A 22,053-nucleotide genomic window follows, 5' to 3' on the forward strand; every position below is an offset into this window, starting at 1 on the left:
GTCCGCTCCGCGGCGCGCCCGAATGGATCACCGCCCGGATCACCGCTCTAGATCATTCACTGCTGTCAACGGTTTTGGGGCATTACCGCTTTCGGGGTCAATCTGCGGTCGCGATCATTTGCTGGAGAGCACTCTCGCGCCAATTCCGTTTGCGGCGCTCTGTTTTGATCAGGTTCCGCTCCCTACAATCCGTCCACATCTTGAGCTCAGCCCCAGCGTCAAGGAGGACGAATGGCGGGGCTTCCTTCCCCTCATCAGTTTGACCACCCCACAACCCTCGCAGCGGCGGTACTGACCGACGACAACCGTCTGATCGTGATGGCCATCGCGGCCGTCGCGATCGCGGCGCTCGTGGTCGCCTGGGTACTCGTACGCCAGGTACTCGCGGCCGACGAGGGCACCGACAGCATGAAGAAGATCGCGAAGGCGATCCAGGAGGGCGCCAACGCCTATCTCGGCAGGCAGCTGCGCACTCTCGGCGTATTCGCCGTCGTGGTGTTCTTCCTGCTCCTGCTGCTGCCCGCAGACGACTGGAATCAGCGTGCCGGCCGATCGATCTTCTTCTTGATCGGTGCGGTGTTCTCGGCGACCACCGGCTATATCGGCATGTGGCTCGCCGTACGCAGCAATGTTCGTGTGGCGGCAGCCGCACGAGAGGCCACGCCGGCGGAAGGTGAACCCGAAAAGGACCTCACCGCCGTTTCGCACAAGGCCATGAAGATCGCTTTCCGCACGGGCGGCGTTGTCGGCATGTTCACGGTGGGGCTCGGTCTTCTCGGCGCCTCCTGTGTGGTGCTTGTCTACGCGGCCGACGCGCCGAAGGTCCTCGAAGGTTTCGGCCTCGGGGCGGCGCTGATCGCGATGTTCATGCGTGTGGGCGGCGGCATCTTCACCAAGGCCGCCGACGTCGGCGCCGACCTGGTCGGCAAGGTCGAGCAGGGCATTCCGGAGGACGACCCGAGGAATGCCGCGACCATCGCCGACAACGTGGGCGACAACGTCGGCGACTGCGCGGGTATGGCCGCCGACCTCTTCGAGTCGTACGCCGTGACCCTGGTCGCCGCGCTGATCCTCGGCAAGGTGGCGTTCGGCGACTCCGGACTCGCCTTCCCGCTGATCGTCCCGGCGATCGGCGTCGTGACGGCGATGATCGGGATCTTCGCGGTGGCGCCACGGCGCTCCGACCGCAGCGGGATGACCGCCATCAACCGCGGATTCTTCATCTCCGCGTTCATCTCGCTGGCACTCGTGGCCGCGGCCGTCTTCGCGTATCTGCCGTCGTCGTACGCCGACCTGGACGGCGTCACGGACGCGGCGATCGCCGGTCATGACGGCGATCCGCGGGTCCTCGCGGTCGTCGCCGTCGCGATCGGCATCGTCATGGCCGCGCTGATCCAGCAGCTCACCGGCTATTTCACCGAGACGAGCCGGCGTCCTGTGAAGGACATCGGCAAAACCTCGCTCACGGGACCGGCCACCGTCGTCCTGGCCGGAATCTCGCTCGGGCTCGAATCGGCCGTCTACACCGCGCTTCTGATCGGGCTCGGCGTGTACGGGGCGTTCCTGCTCGGCGGTACGTCGATCATGCTCGCCCTGTTCGCGGTGGCGCTCGCCGGAACCGGCCTGCTCACCACGGTCGGCGTGATCGTCGCCATGGACACCTTCGGCCCGGTCTCCGACAACGCGCAGGGCATCGCTGAGATGTCCGGTGACGTCGAGGGCGCCGGTGCGCAGGTGCTCACCGACCTCGACGCCGTCGGCAACACCACCAAGGCCATCACCAAGGGCATCGCCATCGCCACGGCCGTCCTAGCGGCCGCGGCCCTCTTCGGCTCGTACCGCGACGCCATCGCGACCGCGGCCAAGGACGTCGGCGAGAAAATGGGCGACGGCGCTCCGATGAACCTGGTCATGGACATCTCACAGCCCAACAACCTGGTCGGCCTGATCCTGGGCGCCGCGGTCGTGTTCCTCTTCTCGGGGCTCGCGATCAACGCGGTGTCGAGGTCGGCCGGAGCGGTGGTCTACGAGGTGCGGCGGCAGTTCCGCGAGCACCCCGGGATCATGGACTACTCCGAGGAACCGGAGTACGGGCGCGTCGTCGACATCTGCACCAAGGACGCGCTGCGCGAGCTGACCACGCCAGGTCTGCTCGCCGTGCTCACGCCGATCGCGGTCGGCTTCTCGCTCGGTGTCGGCGCGCTCGGCTCGTTCCTGGCGGGTGCGATCGGCACCGGCACGCTGATGGCGGTCTTCCTCGCCAACTCCGGCGGCGCCTGGGACAACGCGAAGAAGCTCGTCGAGGACGGTCATCATGGCGGAAAGGGCAGTGAGGCCCACGCCGCGGTGGTGATCGGCGACACCGTCGGTGACCCGTTCAAGGACACCGCGGGTCCGGCGATCAACCCCCTGCTGAAGGTGATGAACCTGGTGTCGCTGCTCATCGCGCCCGCGGTCGTCCAGTTCAGCTACGGGGACGACGCGAGCGCAGGGGTGCGGGCACTGATCGCGGTGCTCTCGATCCTGATCATCGTCGGCGCGGTGTACGTCTCCAAGCGGCGCGGCATCGCCGTGGGCGACGAGGAGAAGGGTGGTGCGGACTCGGTGGCCAACTCGGTGGACCCAGCCGTAGTTTCGTAACACCGGGTCAGACTCTGCCCAATACAAAGGGCTGTGCTCAACACCTGGGCGGACGGCGCGTTTTGACGTGTCGTCCGCTCTTCGTGTTTCTGGTGAGCCTTCTCTCGCGCCCCCTGCTTGGTGCAAATGGCTTCAATAGCGGCGGTACCGGACCCCCGACATGCGGTTGTAGCCCAGTTGGCGTGTAAGTTCCGGGGCCGAGAGCCATGGAAGGGACCAATCCGGTGAACAAGAAGCTTGCAGCCGCACTGTCCGGCGGTGCGGTACTGGTACTGGCGCTGTCGGGCTGCAGCGACGACGGCAACGAGAAGCTGGACTCCTGGGCCAAGGACGTCTGTGACTCGGTTCAGCCGCAGTCGAAGAAGATCGCTGACGCCAATGCCGCGATCCAGAAGGAGACCTCGGACAACAGCTCGCCGGAGGACGTCCAGAAGACCGACTCCAAGGCGTTCCAGGACATGTCCGACGCCTACAAGGCGATGGGTACCGCTGTGAAGGACGCGGGCGCCCCGCCGGTCGACGGCGGTCAGAAGAAGACCGACGACGCGGTCAAGGAACTGAACGCCATCTCCAAGTCGTACGGCGACCTGAAGAAGAAGGTCGACGGCCTGGACACCAAGAACCAGGCGGACTTCGCCGACGGCCTCAAGTCCGTCGCGGGGGAGCTGGACAAGCTCAGCAAGAGCGGTAACGAGGCCCTTGAGAAGCTTCAGGAGGGCGAGGTGGGCAAGGCGATGGGGAAGCAGGACAGCTGCAAGTCGGCTAGCGCTACGCCTTCTGCGTCCTAGGGGTAACCCCTTCGTTGCGTTGCTGCCCCGGAGCCTGAGGGAAGACCCCCCGGCGTCCGGGGCAGCGTTGCGTCCAGCTGCGCCCGGCATCGTGGGCTGTGCCCACCCTCCCCCACTCTCAACTTCGTTCGAGCGGGGGGACCCCCATCGCCCTGCGGAACGCCTGCCCACAGCGGCGGATAGAAGCGGATGCGGGTCACAATGGGGGTGTGAGTACTCGCAGCCCTGCCCCCCTGCCCTCGTCCGACCGTGCCGATGTGTCCGCTCAGTTGCGGGAAGCCCTGCTTGCGGCCGACTTCACCGCTGATGGGCTGCTCGAGCTCCTAGGGGCGCCTGCCTACACGGCGCTCGCGCGCAGTGAGACCGTGCCCGCGCTGCGGGCCACGCGCGGTGACGGGCCCCTGGAGACGCTCGTACGGCTCTTCCTGCTGCAGCGTTCCGTGCCCCACGCGCGCGTGGCGGCCGTTCTGCCGGTCGACGCTCTACTGGAGGGCGGTTGGCTGGCCGAGGCGGACGGTGAGCTGAGCGCGACCGTGGACGTGCGGCCGTACAGCGGGCCCAGCGGTGAGGACTGGTTCATCGTCTCGGACCTGGGGTGCGCGGTCGGCGGCGCCGGAGGCATCGGCAGCCATGACGAAGGGGTCGTGCTCGGCGTCGGCGGGGCGTCCACGACACTCGCGGGGCTCACGGTGCGTACGCCGGTGGAGAGCGCGCTCGACCTCGGCACGGGCTCCGGGATCCAGGCGCTGCACGCCGCTCAGCACGCGACCCGGGTGACGGCCACCGACCTCAACCCCCGGGCCCTGCACATCACGCGGCTCACCCTGGCCCTCTCCGGGGCGCCCGAGGCCGATCTGCGGGAGGGCTCGCTCTTCGAGCCGGCCGGCGAGGAGACGTACGACCTGATCGTGTCCAATCCGCCCTTCGTGATCTCTCCCGGGGCGCGGCTGACCTACCGCGACGGCGGTATGGGCGGGGACGATCTGTGCCGGTCGCTCGTTCAGGAGGCAGGGGAGCGGTTGAACGAAGGGGGGTACGCCCACTTCCTTGCCAACTGGCAGCACGTGGACGGCGAGGAGTGGACCGAGCGGCTCCGTTCCTGGGTGCCGCGCGGGTGCGACGCGTGGATCGTGCAGCGCGAGGTGCAGGACATCACGCAGTACGCCGAGCTGTGGCTGCGGGACGCGGGGGATCACCGGACGGATCCGGAGGAGTACGCGGCGCGGTACGACGCGTGGCTTGATGAGTTCGACGCCCGTAAGACGCGTGCGATCGGGTTCGGGTGGATCACGCTGCGCAAGATTGGTGCTGGTGCTGGTGCTGGTGCTGGTGCTGGTGCTGGTTCAGGTGCTGGTTCAGGTGCCGCCGAGCCGTCCGTGACCGTCGAGGAGTGGCCGCACCCCGTCGAGCAGCCGCTCGGCGAGACCGTGCGGGAGTTCTTCGCGCGGCAGGACTTCCTGCGGGCGCACGACGACGCCGCGCTGCTCGCAGGGCACTTCAAGCTGGCGGACGAGGTCGTGCAGGAGCAGGTCGGGCTGCCCGGCGCCGAGGACCCGGAGCATGTCGTGCTGCGCCAGCACCGTGGGATGCGGCGGGCCACCAAGGTGGACACGGTGGGCGCGGGCTTCGCCGGGGTGTGCGACGGGACGCTGAGTGCCGGGCGCATCCTCGACGCCATCGCCCAACTGGTGGGGGAGGACCCCGTATTGCTGCGGGACCGTACGCCCGCGCAGATCCGGCTGCTCGTCGAGCAGGGCTTTCTGGAGCCGGTCGGGGTGTAGTCGGCGCGCTGACCCCGCTGGGCGGGAAGTGTCGGGCCGCCGAGCCGTCGGAGGTCCGCGTACGGCGTGTCTCGTACGTTTCGGGGATGCCGGTCACCCGTTGTGGGTGGGGTGGATGGGCGTAGGCGACCGCTGGACGTACCTCGAGAAGGTGGACCGGCGATCCGGCTCCGGGGCGACGAGTTCCGGTCGAGTTGAGTGGGGCACAGGCGTGTGATTCCGGCCGTGCGCCCTCCGTTCACCCGGGGTTCGCGCCCCGGCTTTCCCGGCGTGCGAGTTTCCCAGACCGGGAACTCGGTACGGGGAGGCAACGCCATGGAGAGCGGACCAGCGATCTTCGCGGGCACGGTATTCGCGCTGTTCGGAGCGGGGCTGCTGCTGTGGACCGGGGCACGGGTGGCGCACCGCTCGCCCGTCGCCCACGGTGTGAGCCCTGTCGCATCGGCGACGCTCGCCGTGCTCGCCGGATCGGCCGCACTAGTGCTCGGGGTGTGGTGCTTCACTCGGCTGTGACGGGGGGCGTCGGTGGCCGCGGGGCGCGGGCGGGCCGTAGGCCCGGTGCCGGTGCTGAAGCCGAGGCTGAACCGCTGGTGAAACGGCAGGTCGGCACTCCGGGCGGCAGGAATGGCGGTAGTCGGGTTACCGTTCGAGTGGCCGTTGCGGCCTTTTCCCGTTTGACACGGGGGCGGGATGTACCGTCACACTCCGCAGCGTCAGCGCAACTCAAGCGCATCGAGCGAGGCCACTTAGTACGGCTGCCGAGTACCGACCGGAGAGAAGAGCGAAGTTGTCCCCGACCAGCGAGACCGCAAAGGGCGGCCGCCGACTCGTCATCGTCGAGTCGCCTGCCAAGGCGAAGACGATCAAGGGTTACCTCGGCCCCGGCTACGTAGTCGAGGCGAGCGTCGGGCACATCCGCGACCTCCCCAACGGCGCCGCGGAGGTGCCCGACAAGTACACCGGCGAGGTCCGCCGCCTCGGCGTGGACGTCGAGAACGACTTCCAGCCGATCTACGTCGTCAATTCCGACAAGAAGGCGCAGGTCAAGAAGCTCAAAGACCTGCTGAAGGACTCCGACGAACTCTTCCTCGCCACCGATGAGGACCGCGAGGGCGAAGCCATCGCGTGGCACCTCCTCGAAGTCCTGAAGCCCAAGGTCCCGGTCAAGCGCATGGTGTTCCACGAGATCACCAAGGCCGCGATCCAGGAGGCCGTGGCCAGCCCCCGCGACCTCAACAAGCGCATGGTCGACGCCCAGGAGACCCGCCGCATCCTCGACCGTCTCTACGGCTACGAGGTCTCGCCGGTCCTGTGGAAGAAGGTCATGCCGCGCCTGTCGGCGGGCCGCGTCCAGTCCGTGGCGACCCGCCTCGTCGTCGAGCGCGAGCGCGAGCGCATCGCCTTCCGCTCCGCCGAGTACTGGGACCTGACGGGCACTTTCGGCACCGGTCGCACCGGTGACGCGTCCGACCCCTCGCAGCTGATCGCGCGCCTCACCACGGTCGACGGCAAGCGCATCGCTCAGGGCCGCGACTTCAGCTCGATCGGACAGCTCAAGTCCGACACGCTCCACCTGGACGAGGCGAACGCCCGCTCGCTCGCCGCCGCCCTGGAGAACACCCGGTTCGCGGTCCGCTCCGTAGAGTCCAAGCCCTACCGTCGCTCTCCGTACGCGCCGTTCCGTACGACGACGCTCCAGCAGGAGGCCAGCCGCAAGCTCGGCTTCGGCGCGAAGGCCACGATGCAGGTGGCGCAGAAGCTGTACGAGAACGGCTTCATCACCTACATGCGTACGGACTCCACGACGCTGTCCGACACGGCGATCACCGCCGCTCGCGCCCAGGTCACGCAGCTGTACGGCAGCGACTACCTGCCGGACAAGCCCCGCACGTACGCCGGGAAGGTCAAGAACGCGCAGGAGGCGCACGAGGCGATCCGCCCCTCGGGTGATCGTTTCCGTACGCCCGCCGAGACTGGCCTGACCGGCGACCAGTTCCGGCTCTACGAGCTGATCTGGAAGCGGACCGTCGCCTCCCAGATGAAGGACGCGGTCGGCAACTCCGTCACGGTGAAGATCGGTGGCACGGCCTCCGACGGCCGCGACGCCGAGTTCAGCGCGTCCGGCAAGACCATCACCTTCCACGGCTTCATGAAGGCCTACGTAGAGGGCGCGGACGACCCGAACGCCGAACTGGACGACCGCGAGCGCAGGCTCCCGCAGGTCGGCGAGGGCGACGCGCTGTCCGCCGACGAGATCTCGGTCGACGGCCACGCGACCAAGCCCCCGGCCCGCTACACCGAGGCCTCGCTGGTCAAGGAGCTCGAAGAGCGCGAGATCGGCCGCCCGTCGACGTACGCGTCGATCCTCGGCACGATCCTCGACCGCGGCTACGTCTTCAAGAAGGGCACGGCTCTTGTGCCCTCCTTCTTGTCCTTCGCCGTGGTCAACCTCCTGGAGACGCACTTCGGGCGTCTCGTGGACTACGACTTCACCGCACGTATGGAGGACGACCTCGACCGCATCGCGCGGGGCGAGGCGCAGTCGGTGCCGTGGCTGAAGCGCTTCTACTTCGGCGAGGGCGACGACGCGGGTGCAGCGTCGAGCGCGGGCAACGGAGACGGTGACCACCTCGGCGGGCTCAAGGAACTGGTGACCGACCTGGGCGCGATCGACGCCCGGGAGATCTCCTCCTTCCCCGTCGGCGAAGGCATCGTGCTGCGGGTCGGCCGCTACGGCCCGTACATCGAGCGCGGTGAGAAGGACGCGGAGGGCCACCAGCGCGCCGACGTGCCCGACGACATGCCGCCGGACGAGCTGACCGTCGAGTACGCCGAGGAGCTGCTCGCCAAGCCGAGCGGTGACTTCGCGCTCGGCACCGACCCCACGTCGGGTCACGAGATCATCGCCAGGGACGGCCGTTACGGCCCCTACGTCACCGAGGTGCTCCCCGAGGGCACTCCGAAGACCGGCAAGAACGCGGTCAAGCCGCGGACGGCGTCGCTCTTCAAGTCCATGTCACTCGACACGGTGACGCTGGCGGACGCCCTGAAGCTGATGTCCCTGCCGCGTGTGGTCGGGGCGGACGCCGAAGGCGTGGAGATCACCGCGCAGAACGGCCGCTACGGCCCGTATCTGAAGAAGGGCACGGACTCGCGCTCCCTGGAGACCGAGGAGCAGCTCTTCAACATCACGTTGGAGGAGTCCCTCGCGATCTACGCCCAGCCCAAGCAGCGCGGGCGGGCCGCGGCCAAGCCGCCGCTGAAGGAGCTCGGCGAGGACCCGGTCAGCAAGAAGCCGGTCGTCGTCAAGGACGGCCGCTTCGGGGCGTACGTCACGGACGGCGAGACCAACGCGACGCTGCGGGCCTCGGACTCCGTCGAGGACATCACTCCCGAGCGGGGCTACGAACTGCTCGAGGAGAAGCGGGCGAAGGGTCCGGCCAAGAAGACCGCCAAGAAGGCGGCGAAGAAGGCTCCCGCCAAGAAGACCGCGGCCAAGAAGACGGCTGCGAAGAAAACGGCCGCCAAGAAGACGACGGCCGCGAAGAAGACCACTACGAAGACTGCGGCTGCCAAGAAGACCGCGGCTTCGGCTGCGAAGGCCGCCGACGCCGAGTAGTCAGCTGTCCGTGTCGTCTCGTGCGGCGCTGTGAATCTGTGAACCGAAGGGGCGCCCGTTTGTTCGGGCGCCCCTTCGGAGTGTCACACCGTGCCGATAGGCTGGACGGATGACGCGAGCCGAGCAGCCACCGGTCGGAAACCCGGCCCCCGACGACGCCCTGGTCGCCGATTCCCGAGAGCGCGCTGTCCGCGCCCTGCTGCGCGTGCCGCAGCTGAAGCGGCTCTGGAGCGCCCAGCTCGTCGGCGGTGTCGGCGATGCCCTCGCCCTCCTTGTCCTGGTGGTGCTCGCGCTGCAAGCGGCCATCGCGGAGGGGGCGTTCGGCGGCGGATATCGAGGGGTGGCGTTCGCCGTCACCGCGGTCTTCGGGGCACGCGTTCTCGCGACGCTGCTCTTCGGAGCGGTGCTGCTCGGTCCGCTGAGCTCGATCACCTCACCGGACGGGCCGCTCGACCGGCGCTGGACGATGCTCGTGGCGGACGGCCTGCGGGCCGCGCTGCTGATCGTGGCGCCGCTGTGGATCGACTGGACCCCGGACAACGCGCTCGCTGTTCTGCTCGTCACCGCCTTCGTGATCGGCGTCGCCGAGCGCTTCTGGACCGTCTGCCGGGAGAGCGCGGCGCCCTCGCTGCTGCCCGCGCCGCCCCTGGAGGGCGCGACGGTGCGGCCGCTGCCGGACCACATGGACGCACTGCGCCGCCTGTCGCTGCGTACGGGATTCGTGGCGCTGCCCATCGCGGCCGCCGCGCTCGTCGCCGTCACGCTGGTCGGGAATCTCCTCGGCGCCGGGCTCGACTGGTTCGAGCTGCACCAGGCCGGGCTCGGCTCGTTCGTCGCCGCCGGGCTCTTCGCGGCGTCGCTCTCGATCGTCTACTTCCTCGAACTTCCCGCCACGCAGACGCCACGCGCGCGTAGCCCGCTCGAAGGGCTCCGCAGGCCCCGCACGACCAGCGGCACCGACAAGGGCCGCACCGGCGCGATCCCGCTCCTCGTCGCCGCCTGCGCCGCGATCGCCGGGGCCGTCGCGGCCTCCGTGGCGGTCGCCGTGCTGCACGCCAAGGACCTGGAAGGCGGGCCCGTCACGTACGGCCTGATCGTCCTCGCGCTGACCGGTGGCACCGCCGTCGGCATCCGCACCGCGCCGTCCCTGCTGCCCACGCTCCCGCGCCGCCGGCTGCTCGCCCTCGCGATCGCCGTCACCGGCATCGCACTGCTCGCCGCGGGCCTCGTGCCCGACGTGACGACCGTGCTGCTGCTCCTGGTGCTCACCGGCATGGCCGCGGGCGTCGCCGCCCACACCGGGCACGCGCTGCTCGACCAGGAGGTCGAGGACTACCGCAGGGCGCGCACGACGGAGCACCTCCAGGCGGTCGTACGCCTCTTCGTCGCACTCGGCGCGCTCGTGGCCCCGGTGGTCGCGGCGGCGATCGGGCCGCACCGTTTCGTCAACGGCAAGTTCGTGTTCGACCACGGAGGCGCCGCCTTCACCCTGATGCTGGTGGGCGCGCTGCTCCTGCCGGTGGCCGCGCTGGTCCTCGCCAAGATCGACGACCGGCAGGGCGTGCCGCTGCGGCACGACCTGCGGGACGCGCTGCGCGGCGGCGACGACCCCGTGCAGGGGATCGCGGCCACGGGGTTCTTCATCGCCCTGGAGGGTGGCGACGGCGCGGGCAAGTCGACGCAGGCCGAGGCGCTCGCGGAGTGGATCCGCGCCAAGGGCCACGAGGTCGTCGTGACGCGCGAGCCGGGAGCCACGCCGGTCGGCAAGCGGCTGCGGTCGATCCTGCTCGACGTGTCGAGCGCCGGCCTTTCGCACCGCGCCGAGGCACTTTTGTACGCCGCCGACCGCGCCGAGCACGTGGACACGGTGGTACGTCCCGCACTTGAGCGGGGCGCGGTCGTCATCTCCGACCGCTACATCGACTCGTCCGTGGCGTACCAGGGCGCGGGACGCGATCTGTCCCCGACCGAGATCGCCCGGATCTCCCGATGGGCGACGGCCGGGCTCGTACCGAATCTGACGGTGCTGCTCGACGTGTCTCCCGAGGCGGCCCGTGAGCGGTTCACCGAGGCGCCCGACCGTCTCGAGTCCGAGCCCGCCGAGTTCCACGCGCGCGTGCGCTCCGGTTTCCTGACGCTCGCCGCAGCCGACCCGGGGCGCTACCTGGTGGTCGACGCCGCTCAGGAGCCGGAGGCGGTCACGACCGTCGTCCGGCACCGGCTCGATCTGACGCTGCCGCTCTCCGAGGCCGAGGTGAAGGCGCAGGAGGAGGCCCGCAAGGCGGCCGAGGAAGAGGCGCGCCGCAAGGCCGAGGAAGAGGCCGCGCGCAAGGCCGAGGAAGAGCGGGTCGAGCGCGAGCGCCAGGAGCAGCTCGCCAAGCTCCTCGCCGAGGAGGAGGAGCGCGCCCGCCGCGAGCTGGAGGAGGCGCAGCGCCGCGAGGCCGAGCGCCAGGCCGAGGAGGCCAGGCAGCGCGCCGAAGAGGCCAAGCGCCGGGCCGAGGAGGAGCAGGCCCGCCTGCTCGCCGAGGAGAAGGTGCGGGCGGCCGAGGAGGCGCGGCGCCGCCGGGAGGCCGAGGAAGAGGCGCGGCTGAGGGCCGAGGCGGAGGAGCGGCGGCTCGAGAAGCAGCGGAAGGCTGAGGAGGCATTGCTGCGGGCTGAGGAGGCGCGGCGCCTGGCGGTGGCTTCGGCGGCGGCTGCTGCCGCGGCTTCGGCTTCAGCATCCAGTGCCCCGGCGTCACGTCCTGCTGCCCCTGCCCCTGCCCCTGCCCCTGCCCCTGCTACTTCCCCTTCCGCTCCTGTGCCGGACAACGAGACGACGGTGCCTACTCCCCTCGTGAAGCCGGGCGCTGCCGCGCCCGGTGCGGCGGACGAGACCGCGGTGCTGCCGCAGCCGCTGGTTCCCGGCGCCGCTGACGAGACGGCTGTGCTGCCTCCCGTCCAGGAGGACAAGGTGCCGCCGGGGTACTTCCGCGATGAGCGGCCCTCGACTGCCGGGGGGAACGACCAGACGCGTGAGCTCCCCCAGGTCGACGAGGACGGCACGCCGCGGCAACGGCCTCGCTCGGACTGGGCGGAGGAGACTCCGCTGGACGATCTGCCGTCGCTGGCGGACGAGTTGCTGGGTTCGCCTGACGACGAGGGCGACGAGGGCCGGGGCGGCCGTCGGCGGAGGCGCTGAGCGCTCAGGGCTGACCCCCACGGCAGATCGGCGCCCGGCAGCGGGAGCCGGACCGCGTTGTCAGTGGCGTGCTCCACAATGAATCCGACAGCGCGAAGTGCGACGCAGGTGCAAGGCGAAGGCGGTGACCCATGACCGTATGGGACGACCTGGTGGGCCAGGAGCGGGTGAGTGAGCAGCTCGGTGCCGCCGCTCGGGACGCCGACGCGCTCGTCACCGCCGTGGCCACGCGCACCCCGCCGCCCGAGGCGTCGAAGATGACGCACGCCTGGCTGTTCACCGGACCGCCCGGCTCCGGGCGGTCCACCGCCGCCCGCGCCTTCGCCGCCGCGCTCCAGTGCACGAGCCCCGACCGCGCACTCGGCGGCGCCCCCGGCTGCGGCTTCTGCGACGGATGTCATACGAGCCTGGTCGGTACGCACGCCGACGTGGAAGTGGTGCGTACGGACCTGCTGTCCATCGGCGTCAAGGAGACCCGCGAGCTGGTCAGGCGGGCCCAGTTGTCGCCTGCGGGAGGCCGCTGGCAGGTCATCGTCCTGGAGGACGCCGATCGCCTCACAGAGGGCGCGGGCAACGTCCTCCTGAAGGCCGTGGAAGAGCCCGCCCCCCGCACCGTGTGGCTGCTCTGCGCGCCCTCGCTCGAGGACGTGCTGCCCACCATCCGTTCCCGCTGCCGCCATCTGACGCTGCGGACGCCTCCGGTGGACGCCGTCGCGGACGTACTCGTACGGCGTGACGGCATCGAGCCGGACGTCGCCGCGAACGCCGCGCGCGCCACCCAGGGCCACATCGGCCGCGCCCGCCGCCTCGCGACCGACCCGCGGGCCCGCGAGCGCCGGGCCGCCGTGCTCAAGCTGCCCATGCGGGTGGCGGACATCGGCGGCTGCCTCAAGGCCGCGCAAGAGCTGGTCGACACGGCCGGTGACGACGCGAAGCAGGTCGCCGAGGAGGTCGACGTCAAGGAGACCGATGACCTGAAGGCGGCGCTCGGCGCGGAGAAGGGCGGCCGGATGCCGCGCGGCACGGCGGGCATCATGAAGGACCTCGAGGACCGGCAGAAGCGTCGCAGGACCCGCACCCAGCGCGACAGCCTCGATCTCGCGCTCATCGACCTGACCGGCGTCTACCGAGACGTGCTCACCCTGCAGTTGGGCTCCCGCGTCGCACTGGCCAACACGGAGGTGATCGACATGCTGGAGCGCATAGCGCGCGGCACCTCGCCCGAGTCCACGCTGCGCCGCATAGAGGCGATCGGCGCGTGCCGCACTGCCCTTGACCGCAATGTGGCGCCGCTGCTCGCGGTGGAGGCGATGACGGTGGCGCTGCGGGCGGGCTAACAAACGACCGCTAGTCCCACTCCAGCTCCGCGGGTTGACCGAGTCACCCATACGAGCACCTTGCGTTACCTATCCAACGCATAGCGTTAGTCTCCTCTGATGCGCATCAGAGGACTCCGTACCCCCGCGACCGCGTTCCTGGCCGCCGGACTGCTCGTTTCCGGCTGCTCGGCGGGCGGCTCGACGGCGGACGCGTCCATGGCCGCGCTGCCCCGGGCCACCCCGCAGGAGCTGTCTCCGTACTACGGGCAGAAGCTGAGCTGGCGCGAGTGCGGCGTCCCAGGCTTCCAGTGCTCCACGATGAAGGCGCCGCTGGACTACGCGAAGCCGGACGGCGAGTCCATCAAGCTCGCCGTCTCCCGGAAGAAGGCCACAGGCCCCGGCAAGCGCCTGGGCTCGCTCCTGGTCAACCCGGGCGGCCCCGGCGGCTCGGCGATCGGCTATCTCCAGTCGTACGCGGCCCTCGGTTACCCCGAAAAGGTCCGCGCCCAGTACGACATGGCAGCGGTCGACCCGCGCGGCGTGGCCCGCAGCGAGCCCGTCACCTGTCTCGACGGCAAGCAGATGGACGCGTACACGCAGACGGACATCACACCGGACGACCAGCGCGAGACCACGGAACTGTCCGACTCCTTCAAGAAGTTCGCGGCGGGCTGCGAGAAGCACTCCGGAGCGGTGCTGCCGCATGTCTCCACGGTCGAGGCGGCCCGCGACATGGACATCCTGCGCGCGGTGCTCGGCGACGAGAAGCTGAGCTACGTGGGCGCTTCGTACGGCACGTTCCTGGGCGCGACGTACGCCGGGCTCTACCCCGACCGGGTCGGGCGCCTCGTCCTGGACGGCGCGATGGACCCGTCACTGCCGGCCCGCCGGATGAACCGCGACCAGACGGCAGGCTTCGAGACGGCGTTCCAGTCGTTCGCGAAGGACTGCGTGGGCCGGACGGACTGCCCCCTGGGCACGGCGGACGCGAAGGACGCGGGCAAGCGCCTGAAGTCCTTCTTCGACGACCTGGACCGCACGCCGATCCCCGCAGGGGACGCCGAAGGACGCAAGCTCGGCGAGGCGCTCGCCACGACGGGCGTGATCGCGGCGATGTACGACGAGGCGGCCTGGCCCCAGCTGCGCACAGCGCTGACCGCTGCGATCAAGGACAAGGACGGCGCGGGCCTGCTCGCCCTCTCGGACAGCTATTACGAGCGCGACGGCGACGGAACGTACGCGAACCTCATGTTCGCCAACGCCGCAGTGAACTGCCTGGACCTGCCTCCGGCCTTCGCTACGGCGGCCGAGGTGAAGAAGTCACTCCCGGACTTCCAAAAGGCCTCCCCGGTCTTCGGCGACGGACTCGCCTGGGCATCGCTGAACTGCGCGTACTGGCCGGTGAAGGCCACGGGCGAGCCGCACCGCATCGAGGCGGACGGCGCGGCCCCGATCGTCGTGGTCGGCACCACCCGTGACCCGGCGACCCCCTACCGCTGGGCCGAGGCCCTGGCCGGCCAACTCTCCTCCGGCAAGCTGCTCACGTACGAGGGCGACGGGCACACGGCGTACGGGCGGGGCAGCAAGTGCGTGGACTCGGCGATCAACGCGTACCTGCTGAAGGGCGTTGCCCCGAAGGACGGAAAGCGCTGCTCACAGGGGTGACGGGGGTGCTGCTGCGCCGCACACCGGGCGTGTACGGAGCACCCCTGGAAACTGTGTAGACTTGGCGTCGCTGCTGACCGCACCATAGGTGCGAGACGCGTGCCGCCTTAGCTCAGATGGCCAGAGCAACGCACTCGTAATGCGTAGGTCTCGGGTTCGAATCCCGAAGGCGGCTCCGGAAGAACCCTAGGACTCACTCGCCGTGACCTGGGGTTTTTTCATGTCCGGGGCATGCCGAGCCGCGTGACGGGGGTGTCGTGGGAGTGCTTGCGTGAGCGGAGCGGCTCGCCCGTCGTGAAGAGCGCACAGCCCACGATCCGCCGCTTCACCGGTGAAAAGCGCGACGCCCGCGTCGGTCCTCTGCGCTTCCTCGACGAGGAGCGTGTCCGCCTCCAGGAGATCGCCGCCGAGCACAGCTACAAGGGTGATTCCGGCATCGCCGCCGACGTCGTCCTCGCCTTCATCGCCGGACGGTTCACCGCGAACCTGCCGCTGTCCGAGGACCGCCGCCGCACCCACCCGCGCCCAGGTGCTGCGCCAGCTCAACCGCATCGGCGTCAACGTCAACCAGATCGCCCGCGCCCTCAACAGCGACTACGCGCCCCCCGACATCCGCCGGCACCTGACCGAACTCCAACAGCTGCTGGAGCTGATCGTCGAGGCCCTGCGCCAGCCCGCAGACTCGATCGAGCCGGAGGAAGGGGAGGGCGCCGCGCGATCGCCGCCATCAAACCGGCCGGGGCCAACACCCGTGGCCTGCTCACCTACCTCTACGGCCCCGGCCGCCAGGACGAGCATCTCGATCCGCACATCGTCGAGGGCTTCGCGATGCTCGGCGTGCCCGACCCAGGCCGCGACGAGAGCGCGACCCTTACCGAACTCGCCCGCTACCTGGATGAGCCGGTGCGCCTGCGCAACAGCGAGTTCGGCCGGTCACCGACCACGTGTGGCATTGCTCCGTGCGCGCCGCACCCGAAGACCGCTACCTCTCCGACGCCGAATGGGGCGAGATCGCCCAGCGCATCGTCGAGACCGCCGGACTCGCCCCGCCCGGCGACGACTTGGCCTGCCGCTGGATCGCCTCCGCCACGCCGACGACCACATCTTCGCCACCACCGTCCGCGAAGACGGCCGGCGCCCCAAACGCCACGACAGCGGCGTCCGCGTCGGCGACGCCTACCGGTCCTGGACCACGGGGTCCGCACCTACGACGAGTTCCGTGCCTGGCACGCCCAGATCACGACGGACGGTCTGACGTCGTGGCATCCGAGCGCCACGCGGACAGCGGGGTAGGCCCTGTCGCCAAGGTCTCGGCATCCGCCCGAAGGGGGGGGCGCGAGGCAGGCAGGAGCTTGAAGACAGCCTACGTCCCGAGCAGCCGCGCCTTCTGCTGATCGAACTCGTCCTGTGTCAGAACTCCTTGGTCGACAAGAGCCTTGAGCTTGCCGAGCTCGTCGGCCACCGACTGGGGCTGAGGTTGAACTGCTTCGGGCGATGAAGCAGAGCTCGTTTCGTCGGCCAACTGCGAAGCGAGCACGTTGAACGCATTCACGTACTGGTTGGCCGCTCGCAGGGTCGTGGAGTCCGGTTTTACGTTGTACGTCTGCGCAGCCCCGTTGCCGAAGGTCACATTGATGACCGCCGCGCCCTTGTTCTTGCGTCCCGCCAAGGCGGAGACACCGCCCGTTGCAACTCCGCCAGCGAGCCTGGTTGCCGTCCAAGCTTTGTGAGCACCAGCGTTGACGAACTCGGCTTGGCCGCCGAGCACTGGTCCTTGCCCAGTCACGCCGAACTTGGAGGACGGCCACAAGCGCATCATCGCTGCGGTGTTCATCGTCTTCTCGGCAGGGTGCAACTTGCGCCAGTCCTTCAGCTCGTCCTTGTCCGCCTGCCGCTTTTCCGCGGCTCCCGTACGAACCTGCTGCTTTTCCTCGCGCGAAGCGGCCTTCTGCGCAGATTTCTCCGGGTCACGCTTGAACATGATCCTCATCAGCTCCTTTGGAGGATGGGAACGGGCGTCATACCTTGGCCCAGTGTCGCGCGCTCCTCGTCCGAGGACGACACCTTCAACGCTTCCGGCAGCTGGGCACACCCTCCAGGCACGTTTCCCAAACCGAAGACCACACTGCGGAGACCGCTTAGTACCCCCGAATGGTGTGTGATCCGCGAGTGCGGCAGTGATCTTGCCGTGCTGCTGAACGGCAGAAGTGTTCACGCCGGAGCGTCCGGCGCGTCGGGAGGGCGGGACAGTACGCTGAACTCAGCGGGATCGGTCCCGCCCGCATGGTGTCCAGGAGGTGCGTCATGAGTGCCGAGACGGTAGCTCCTGCGTGGATGCACGAGCAGATCACGGCGGAGCAGTACGACTCCTGGTCCGAGGAGCAGTGTGCGGGGATCGAGATCGTGGACGGGATGGTCGTCGTGAGTCCCAGTGCGTCCAAGCGCCACAACCGGCTTGCCCGGATCCTGGCGAATGCCTTGGAGGCTGCCGCGGGGCCGGAGTGGAACGCCGACACCGACTTCGACGTCCGACTGCAGGATGTTCCGCTGACCAATCGGCGTCCGGACGTTGTCGTGTATCGCGCGGAGACGATCGATGTCTCGCCCACCCGTCCGGAGCACGTGCTGCTGGTTGTGGAGGTTGTCTCGCCGGGGTCGGAGACCACCGATCGGATCGTGAAGACGGACCAGTACGCCAAGGCCGGCATCGCCTTCTACTGGCGGGTCGAGCAGGCCGCGACCGGGGTCCCGTTGGTGTACACCTATGTGCTCGATCCGGCGACCAAGACCTACCGGGACGGGGATGTCTTCACCGGTGTCGTGGAGGTCTCGGCGCCCTTCCCGGTCGAAGTCGACCTCGGTCGGATCTGAGCCTTGCGTCGGCGAGCAGCGTGCCAATTTGCGAGGGCGCTGCGTGAGCGGACTGCGCGGCGCGGCCCGCTCAGCGCCTCTTCCGCGCCACGTAGTACACATTGAGGATGTCGCCCTCGACCTGCCGCATCTCGACATCGTCGAAGCCCGCCTCGGCGAGCATGTGTTGAGCCGTCTGCTTGCCCCACACCGTGCCAAGGCCGGCGCCGCCCTCTCCGAGGGAGACCGTCATGCAGTAGAAGACGGAGAATGTGTAGAGCGCGGGGCCCAGCGGGTGGTCGAGGTTTTCCTCCAGGTTGCTGGAGGCGTCGATGTCGCCCATGAGGAACGTTCCGTCGTCCCGTAGCGCGGATGCGACGGTCGTCAGGGTTTGTGCGGGGCGGGCCAGGTCGTGGATCACGTCGAAGGCGGTGATCAGGTCGTAGGTGCCGGTCACCTCTGCCGTGTCCGTCACGTCGAAGCGGACGTTCCGCAGTCCCAGCGTCTCGGCCTCTCGTCGCGCCGCCGCGATTCCCGTCTCCGAGATGTCCACGCCGCGGAAGCTGCTCTCGGGGAAGGCCTTCGCCAAGAGGTTGACCGCGTGCCCCTGGCCGGTGCCGATGTCCAGGGAGTCGATTCCCTCGCGCAGGCGCTCGGTGAGGCCGGGGGCCAGTGGGATGACGGCGTCGATCAAGGCGGCGTCGTACACCCTTGCCGTCTCCTCGGCCTGGAGTTCCTGGAAGCGGGGGTATGAGGAGTACGGGACGCCGCCGCCTTTCCGGAACGCCTGGAAGACCTCTTCCTCTACGTTTCCGATCAGCGAGATGTCCTGCATGAGGGACGCCATGTTTTCGGGTCCTCCGGCTCGGGTGAGCGAGGCCGTGTGTTCGGGCGGCAGGCGGTAGGTGCCGTCCTCGGGGGCGTATTCGACGAACCCGCCCACCGTCATCCCGCCGAGCCACTCCCGTACGTACCGCTCATCGAGGCCGGTGGCCGTCGCGATCTGGTCGCTTGTGGAGGGGGGTAGTTCCGCCATCGTGTCGAAAAGGCGCGTCCGGTGCCCCAGGCTGCACAGATACCCCAGGCAGGCATCGTTCAGCACCTGCACCATCCGACCGGCGAACTCTTCCTGCTTCGCGCGGTCGATCGCGTGCGTGGTCATCGCCGTCTCCTTCCCGTCGCAGGTCGGAGAGCGATCAGGATCAGGAGACGCCGAGCCGCGGACCGGCCAGGGATGTCTTTGTCGTTGTTCTTCTGATGCTACGCCGACGGCCCCGCCGTGTCGGGGGAACGCACGGCGGGGCCTGGCCTGGTTGGAAACCCCTCAGAAGGACTCCGGGCCAGGAGCGAAGCGCCCCCACGCTATGAATGCCGCGAGCGCGAGATACGTCAGGTTCAGCATCACGAACTTGAACTCGCCGAGTCGGCCGTGCGTGATCATCGCGCCGACCATCAGCAGGACCCAGCAGACCGCGGTCACCGGCACCAGGACCGGCGCGATGTCGACCACGGCGGGCAGGATCAAGCCCGCCGCGGCCAGGAGTTCGAGGATGCCGAGGGTCTTGATGAAGCGGGGGCTGACGTCTTTGGTCCAGCCCCCGCCATGAGCTGCGGCCAGCTTCTCCCTGGGTATGAACGTCTTGGTGATGCCGCCGCCCAGGGCTACCGCGGCAAGCACTCCGGCACCGATCCACAGCGCGAGGTTCATCGTCTGCTGCTCCCTTACTCCTTGATCCAGGTTTTGCTGCCTGCGTCCCGTATGACGAGGTAGCAAGTCCCCCTGTGACATCGACACCCCCCGGCTCAGGGGTGCGCGTTACTCTGGCCTGCCTGTGGTCCGGGGGAGGCGGGGAGATGGGGCGGCGCGTGAGCGAAGTCGAGGAGTTCGAGGAGCTGCGGTCGCTGCTCTTTTCGATCGCCTATCGGATTCTGGGCAGCGTGAGCGAGGCCGAGGACGCGGTGCAGGAGACCTGGCTGCGCTTCGACGGCTCGGCGACCCGGCCCACCTCGGCCAAGGCATTTCTGTCGGCCGTGGTGACGCGGATCTCGATCGACGTACTGCGTTCCGCGCGAGTGCGGCGGGAGGCGTATGTCGGGCCGTGGTTTCCCGAGCCGCTCCTGAACGATCCCTATCAGGATCCGGCGCGGGCGACGGAGCTGGCCGACTCGGTGTCGATGGCGGCACTACTGCTCCTCGAACGGCTCAGCCCGCTGGAGCGGGCGGTGTTCGTGCTGCGGGACGTGTTCGCCTTCGGGTACGACGACATCGCCGCCGCGGTGGAGCGTTCGGAGCCGTCATGCCGCCAACTGCTCGTACGGGCGCGGCGGCACATGGAGGCCGGGCGTCCGCGGTTCGCGACGGACCGCCGGGAGCGGCAGGAGCTGGCGACGCGGTTCTTCGACGCCCTGATGAAGGACGGGAATGTGGGCGGGCTGCGGGATTTGCTGGCCGCCGATGTGCGGCTCGTCGGGGACGGCGGCGGCAAGGCCCCGCAGCTGGCCAAAGCACTCCTGGGCGCGGAGAACGTGGCCCGCGTCCTTGCCGCGGTCTTCCCCCGGATGTTCCGGATCGACGTGTCGTCCGAGCCGTGTGACGTCAACGGCCAGTCCGGCGCGATCCTCCGCGACCGCGACGGCAAGGTGCTTCACACCCTGGCCTTCGACGTGTTCGACGGGCGGATCCAGACCATCCGCGCGGTGATCAACCCCGACAAGCTCGGCCACCTCGGGCCGGTCGCCGACGCCTGGGCCGTCGACCGCGAGCTGAAGCAGGCCGCCCGGGAACGGCGGTAGGTCCGGAACCGGCCCGTGCCGGTCGTGCGCTCCCCCCGGCCGCACGGACGGCACGGGCCCAGGATCATTCTGGACCCTCGATCCCCTTAAGTGGAAGATTTTTCTAGAAACTCATTCCGCTTCTGGCTGGTTAGCGTGCGTACGAGCCCAGGCCCACCAGGCAGTACACGTACTCGTTGATGGCCGACCCGTTGAGGGTGTAGCGGTACGAGAAGGCGTACTGCGTCTTGGAGTTGGTGTCGCAGCGGCTCATGTCCGACGTCATAGGGATCGTCTCGATCACCCGGTAGTGGGCGTCGGACGCGCCGCACGACACCTCGTCCACGCCGCTGACCTCCTGCGCCGTCTCGGAGTCCGGCAGCGTTCCGTTGAGGCAGGTGCCCGATGTGTACGGGCTTGGCGCCTCGCTGGTGGGAGGAGTGACCGGGTCGGTCTCGGTGCCGGTTCCGGTTCCGGTTCCGGTGTCGTACGGGTCGTCGGTGGACGGGGCGTCCGTGTACGGATCGTCGCTGGAGTACGGGTCGCTGGTGGACGGCTCGTAGCTGCTTTCCTGGCTGGTGGCCGACTGGCCGGGAGACGCGGTGTTGTCGCTGTCGTCATCCCCCTGGTTCAGCAGCAGGATCACGACGAGCACGGCGCCGATGGCGCCGAGCGACGCCAGGCAGCCACGGGCGTTGGACCCGGCCGGTGTGGGGCTCGGCCGTGGTGCGGGAGTTATGGGTTCGGACACCGGGTCAGTATGGGCCAGCGGGTGCCCTGCTTGGAGTGCCTTTCTAGAAAATAGCTCTAGAACTTGGGTGCTCTACGCTTGTTGTCACGATGAGCCCCAAGCAACAACGTGGCGAAGAGACCGCCGCCCGACTCCTGGACGCCGCACTTCAGGTGTACGCCGACTCCGGCGAGCAGGGCGTCACCGTCAGCGCCCTCACCAAGGCCAGTGGTGTCAGCCTCGGCAGCCTCTACCACCACTTCGGCAGCGTCGACGGCCTCATGAACGCCCTGCTGCTGCGCTGGCTCGGCCGTCTCCTCGCCGAGCTCGCCGCGGCCGTGGAGCGGTCCCGTACGGCCCGGACCGGTATCCGTGCCCTCGTGCGGACCTACCTGGCCTTCATCCAGGAACACCCGGACGCCGCCCGGCTCCTGCACTCCTCCTACGCCGACCGGCTCGGGATGGCGCAGGCCAAGCAGCTCCGCGACGCCCAGGAGGCCCGGCTCTCCCCGATGGCCGACTGGATGCGGCAGCACGTCGAGTCGGGTGAGATCTCCCCGCTCTCCACGCCCTTGATCGAGGCGCTGGTCCTCGGGCCCGTCGTCGCGACCGCGCGCCGCTGGCTCTCCGGCATCGACGACGTCGACCTCGACGAGGCCGCGCGGGTCCTGCCGGAGCGGATTCTGCGGTCGCTCAGCCCCTGAGTGAGCC

At 69.2% G+C, this 22,053-nt stretch carries 15 protein-coding genes, 1 tRNA gene and 2 pseudogenes; 14 read left to right on the forward strand and 4 right to left on the reverse strand.

From position 1 onward, the window contains the following. Positions 1-231: 231 nt before the first annotated feature. From ACGFSB_RS10480 to ACGFSB_RS10530, 11 genes and pseudogenes are all read left to right on the forward strand, one after another. A complete protein-coding gene (locus ACGFSB_RS10480; RefSeq protein ID WP_393396788.1) occupies positions 232-2,640 on the forward strand; it encodes a sodium-translocating pyrophosphatase in 2,409 nt (802 codons plus the stop codon). A gap of 206 nt (positions 2,641-2,846) precedes the next feature. Continuing rightward, complete coding sequence (locus ACGFSB_RS10485; protein ID WP_393396790.1) at positions 2,847-3,428, forward strand: small secreted protein; 582 nt, start codon at positions 2,847-2,849, stop codon at positions 3,426-3,428. Between the two features lie 209 nt (positions 3,429-3,637). Further along, a complete protein-coding gene (locus ACGFSB_RS10490; RefSeq protein ID WP_393396792.1) occupies positions 3,638-5,209 on the forward strand; it encodes a methyltransferase in 1,572 nt (523 codons plus the stop codon). Positions 5,210-5,524: 315 nt separating this feature from the next. Next, complete coding sequence (locus ACGFSB_RS10495; protein WP_393396794.1) at positions 5,525-5,722, forward strand: hypothetical protein; 198 nt, start codon at positions 5,525-5,527, stop codon at positions 5,720-5,722. Positions 5,723-5,996: 274 nt separating this feature from the next. After that, positions 5,997-8,828, forward strand: coding sequence for a type I DNA topoisomerase (gene topA / locus ACGFSB_RS10500; RefSeq protein WP_393396796.1), 2,832 nt, complete (start codon positions 5,997-5,999; stop codon positions 8,826-8,828). 109 nt (positions 8,829-8,937) lie between these two features. Further along, positions 8,938-12,006 (forward strand): dTMP kinase, encoded by a 3,069-nt coding sequence (gene tmk / locus ACGFSB_RS10505; RefSeq protein WP_393396798.1) that lies wholly within the window; start codon positions 8,938-8,940, stop codon positions 12,004-12,006. 131 nt (positions 12,007-12,137) lie between these two features. Then, entirely contained in the window at positions 12,138-13,343 is a 1,206-nt protein-coding gene (locus ACGFSB_RS10510) for a DNA polymerase III subunit delta' (protein WP_393396800.1), read from the forward strand. A 99-nt stretch (positions 13,344-13,442) separates the two neighbouring features. After that, positions 13,443-14,990, forward strand: a complete 1,548-nt coding sequence (locus ACGFSB_RS10515) for an alpha/beta hydrolase (protein WP_393396802.1) — start codon at positions 13,443-13,445, stop codon at positions 14,988-14,990. A gap of 101 nt (positions 14,991-15,091) precedes the next feature. Next, positions 15,092-15,165, forward strand: a tRNA-Thr gene (locus ACGFSB_RS10520). 104 nt (positions 15,166-15,269) lie between these two features. Further along, a pseudogene (locus ACGFSB_RS10525) lies at positions 15,270-15,672 on the forward strand (MobC family plasmid mobilization relaxosome protein); the annotation flags it as partial. Between the two features lie 35 nt (positions 15,673-15,707). Beyond that, a pseudogene (locus tag ACGFSB_RS10530) lies at positions 15,708-16,173 on the forward strand (mobilization protein); the annotation flags it as partial. A 180-nt stretch (positions 16,174-16,353) separates the two neighbouring features. Here the strand turns inward: ACGFSB_RS10530 and ACGFSB_RS10535 are convergent. Beyond that, positions 16,354-16,971: an SHOCT domain-containing protein gene (locus tag ACGFSB_RS10535; protein WP_393396804.1), complete on the reverse strand. Its 618-nt coding sequence runs from the start codon at positions 16,969-16,971 to the stop codon at positions 16,354-16,356. Positions 16,972-17,294: 323 nt separating this feature from the next. Between ACGFSB_RS10535 and ACGFSB_RS10540 the strand changes: the two genes are divergently transcribed. Continuing rightward, entirely contained in the window at positions 17,295-17,861 is a 567-nt protein-coding gene (locus ACGFSB_RS10540; RefSeq protein ID WP_393396806.1) for a Uma2 family endonuclease, read from the forward strand. Between the two features lie 70 nt (positions 17,862-17,931). Here ACGFSB_RS10540 and ACGFSB_RS10545 read toward each other — a convergent pair whose 3' ends face one another. Both ACGFSB_RS10545 and ACGFSB_RS10550 read right to left on the reverse strand, forming a co-directional pair. Beyond that, positions 17,932-19,002, reverse strand: a complete 1,071-nt coding sequence (locus ACGFSB_RS10545) for a class I SAM-dependent methyltransferase (RefSeq protein WP_393396808.1) — start codon at positions 19,000-19,002, stop codon at positions 17,932-17,934. A 162-nt stretch (positions 19,003-19,164) separates the two neighbouring features. Continuing rightward, the gene (locus ACGFSB_RS10550; RefSeq protein ID WP_393396810.1) at positions 19,165-19,548 is read right to left on the reverse strand and encodes a DoxX family protein; all 384 of its coding nucleotides are present in this window, start codon (positions 19,546-19,548) and stop codon (positions 19,165-19,167) included. 158 nt (positions 19,549-19,706) lie between these two features. Between ACGFSB_RS10550 and ACGFSB_RS10555 the strand changes: the two genes are divergently transcribed. Next, positions 19,707-20,633: an RNA polymerase sigma-70 factor gene (locus ACGFSB_RS10555; protein WP_393396812.1), complete on the forward strand. Its 927-nt coding sequence runs from the start codon at positions 19,707-19,709 to the stop codon at positions 20,631-20,633. A 130-nt stretch (positions 20,634-20,763) separates the two neighbouring features. On the opposite strand, the gene ACGFSB_RS10560 is transcribed toward ACGFSB_RS10555, so the two are convergent. Then, the gene (locus tag ACGFSB_RS10560) at positions 20,764-21,363 is read right to left on the reverse strand and encodes a hypothetical protein (protein WP_393396814.1); all 600 of its coding nucleotides are present in this window, start codon (positions 21,361-21,363) and stop codon (positions 20,764-20,766) included. An 89-nt stretch (positions 21,364-21,452) separates the two neighbouring features. Here ACGFSB_RS10560 and ACGFSB_RS10565 point away from each other — a divergent pair, with 89 nt between their 5' ends. Then, positions 21,453-22,046 carry a TetR/AcrR family transcriptional regulator gene (locus tag ACGFSB_RS10565; protein ID WP_393396816.1) on the forward strand — a complete coding sequence of 198 codons (594 nt, stop codon included), beginning with the start codon at positions 21,453-21,455 and terminating at the stop codon, positions 22,044-22,046. Positions 22,047-22,053: the final 7 nt, after the last annotated feature.

The sequence above is a fragment of the Streptomyces sp. NPDC048441 genome, assembly GCF_043200235.1.
Taxonomy (GTDB): Bacteria; Actinomycetota; Actinomycetes; order Streptomycetales; family Streptomycetaceae; genus Streptomyces.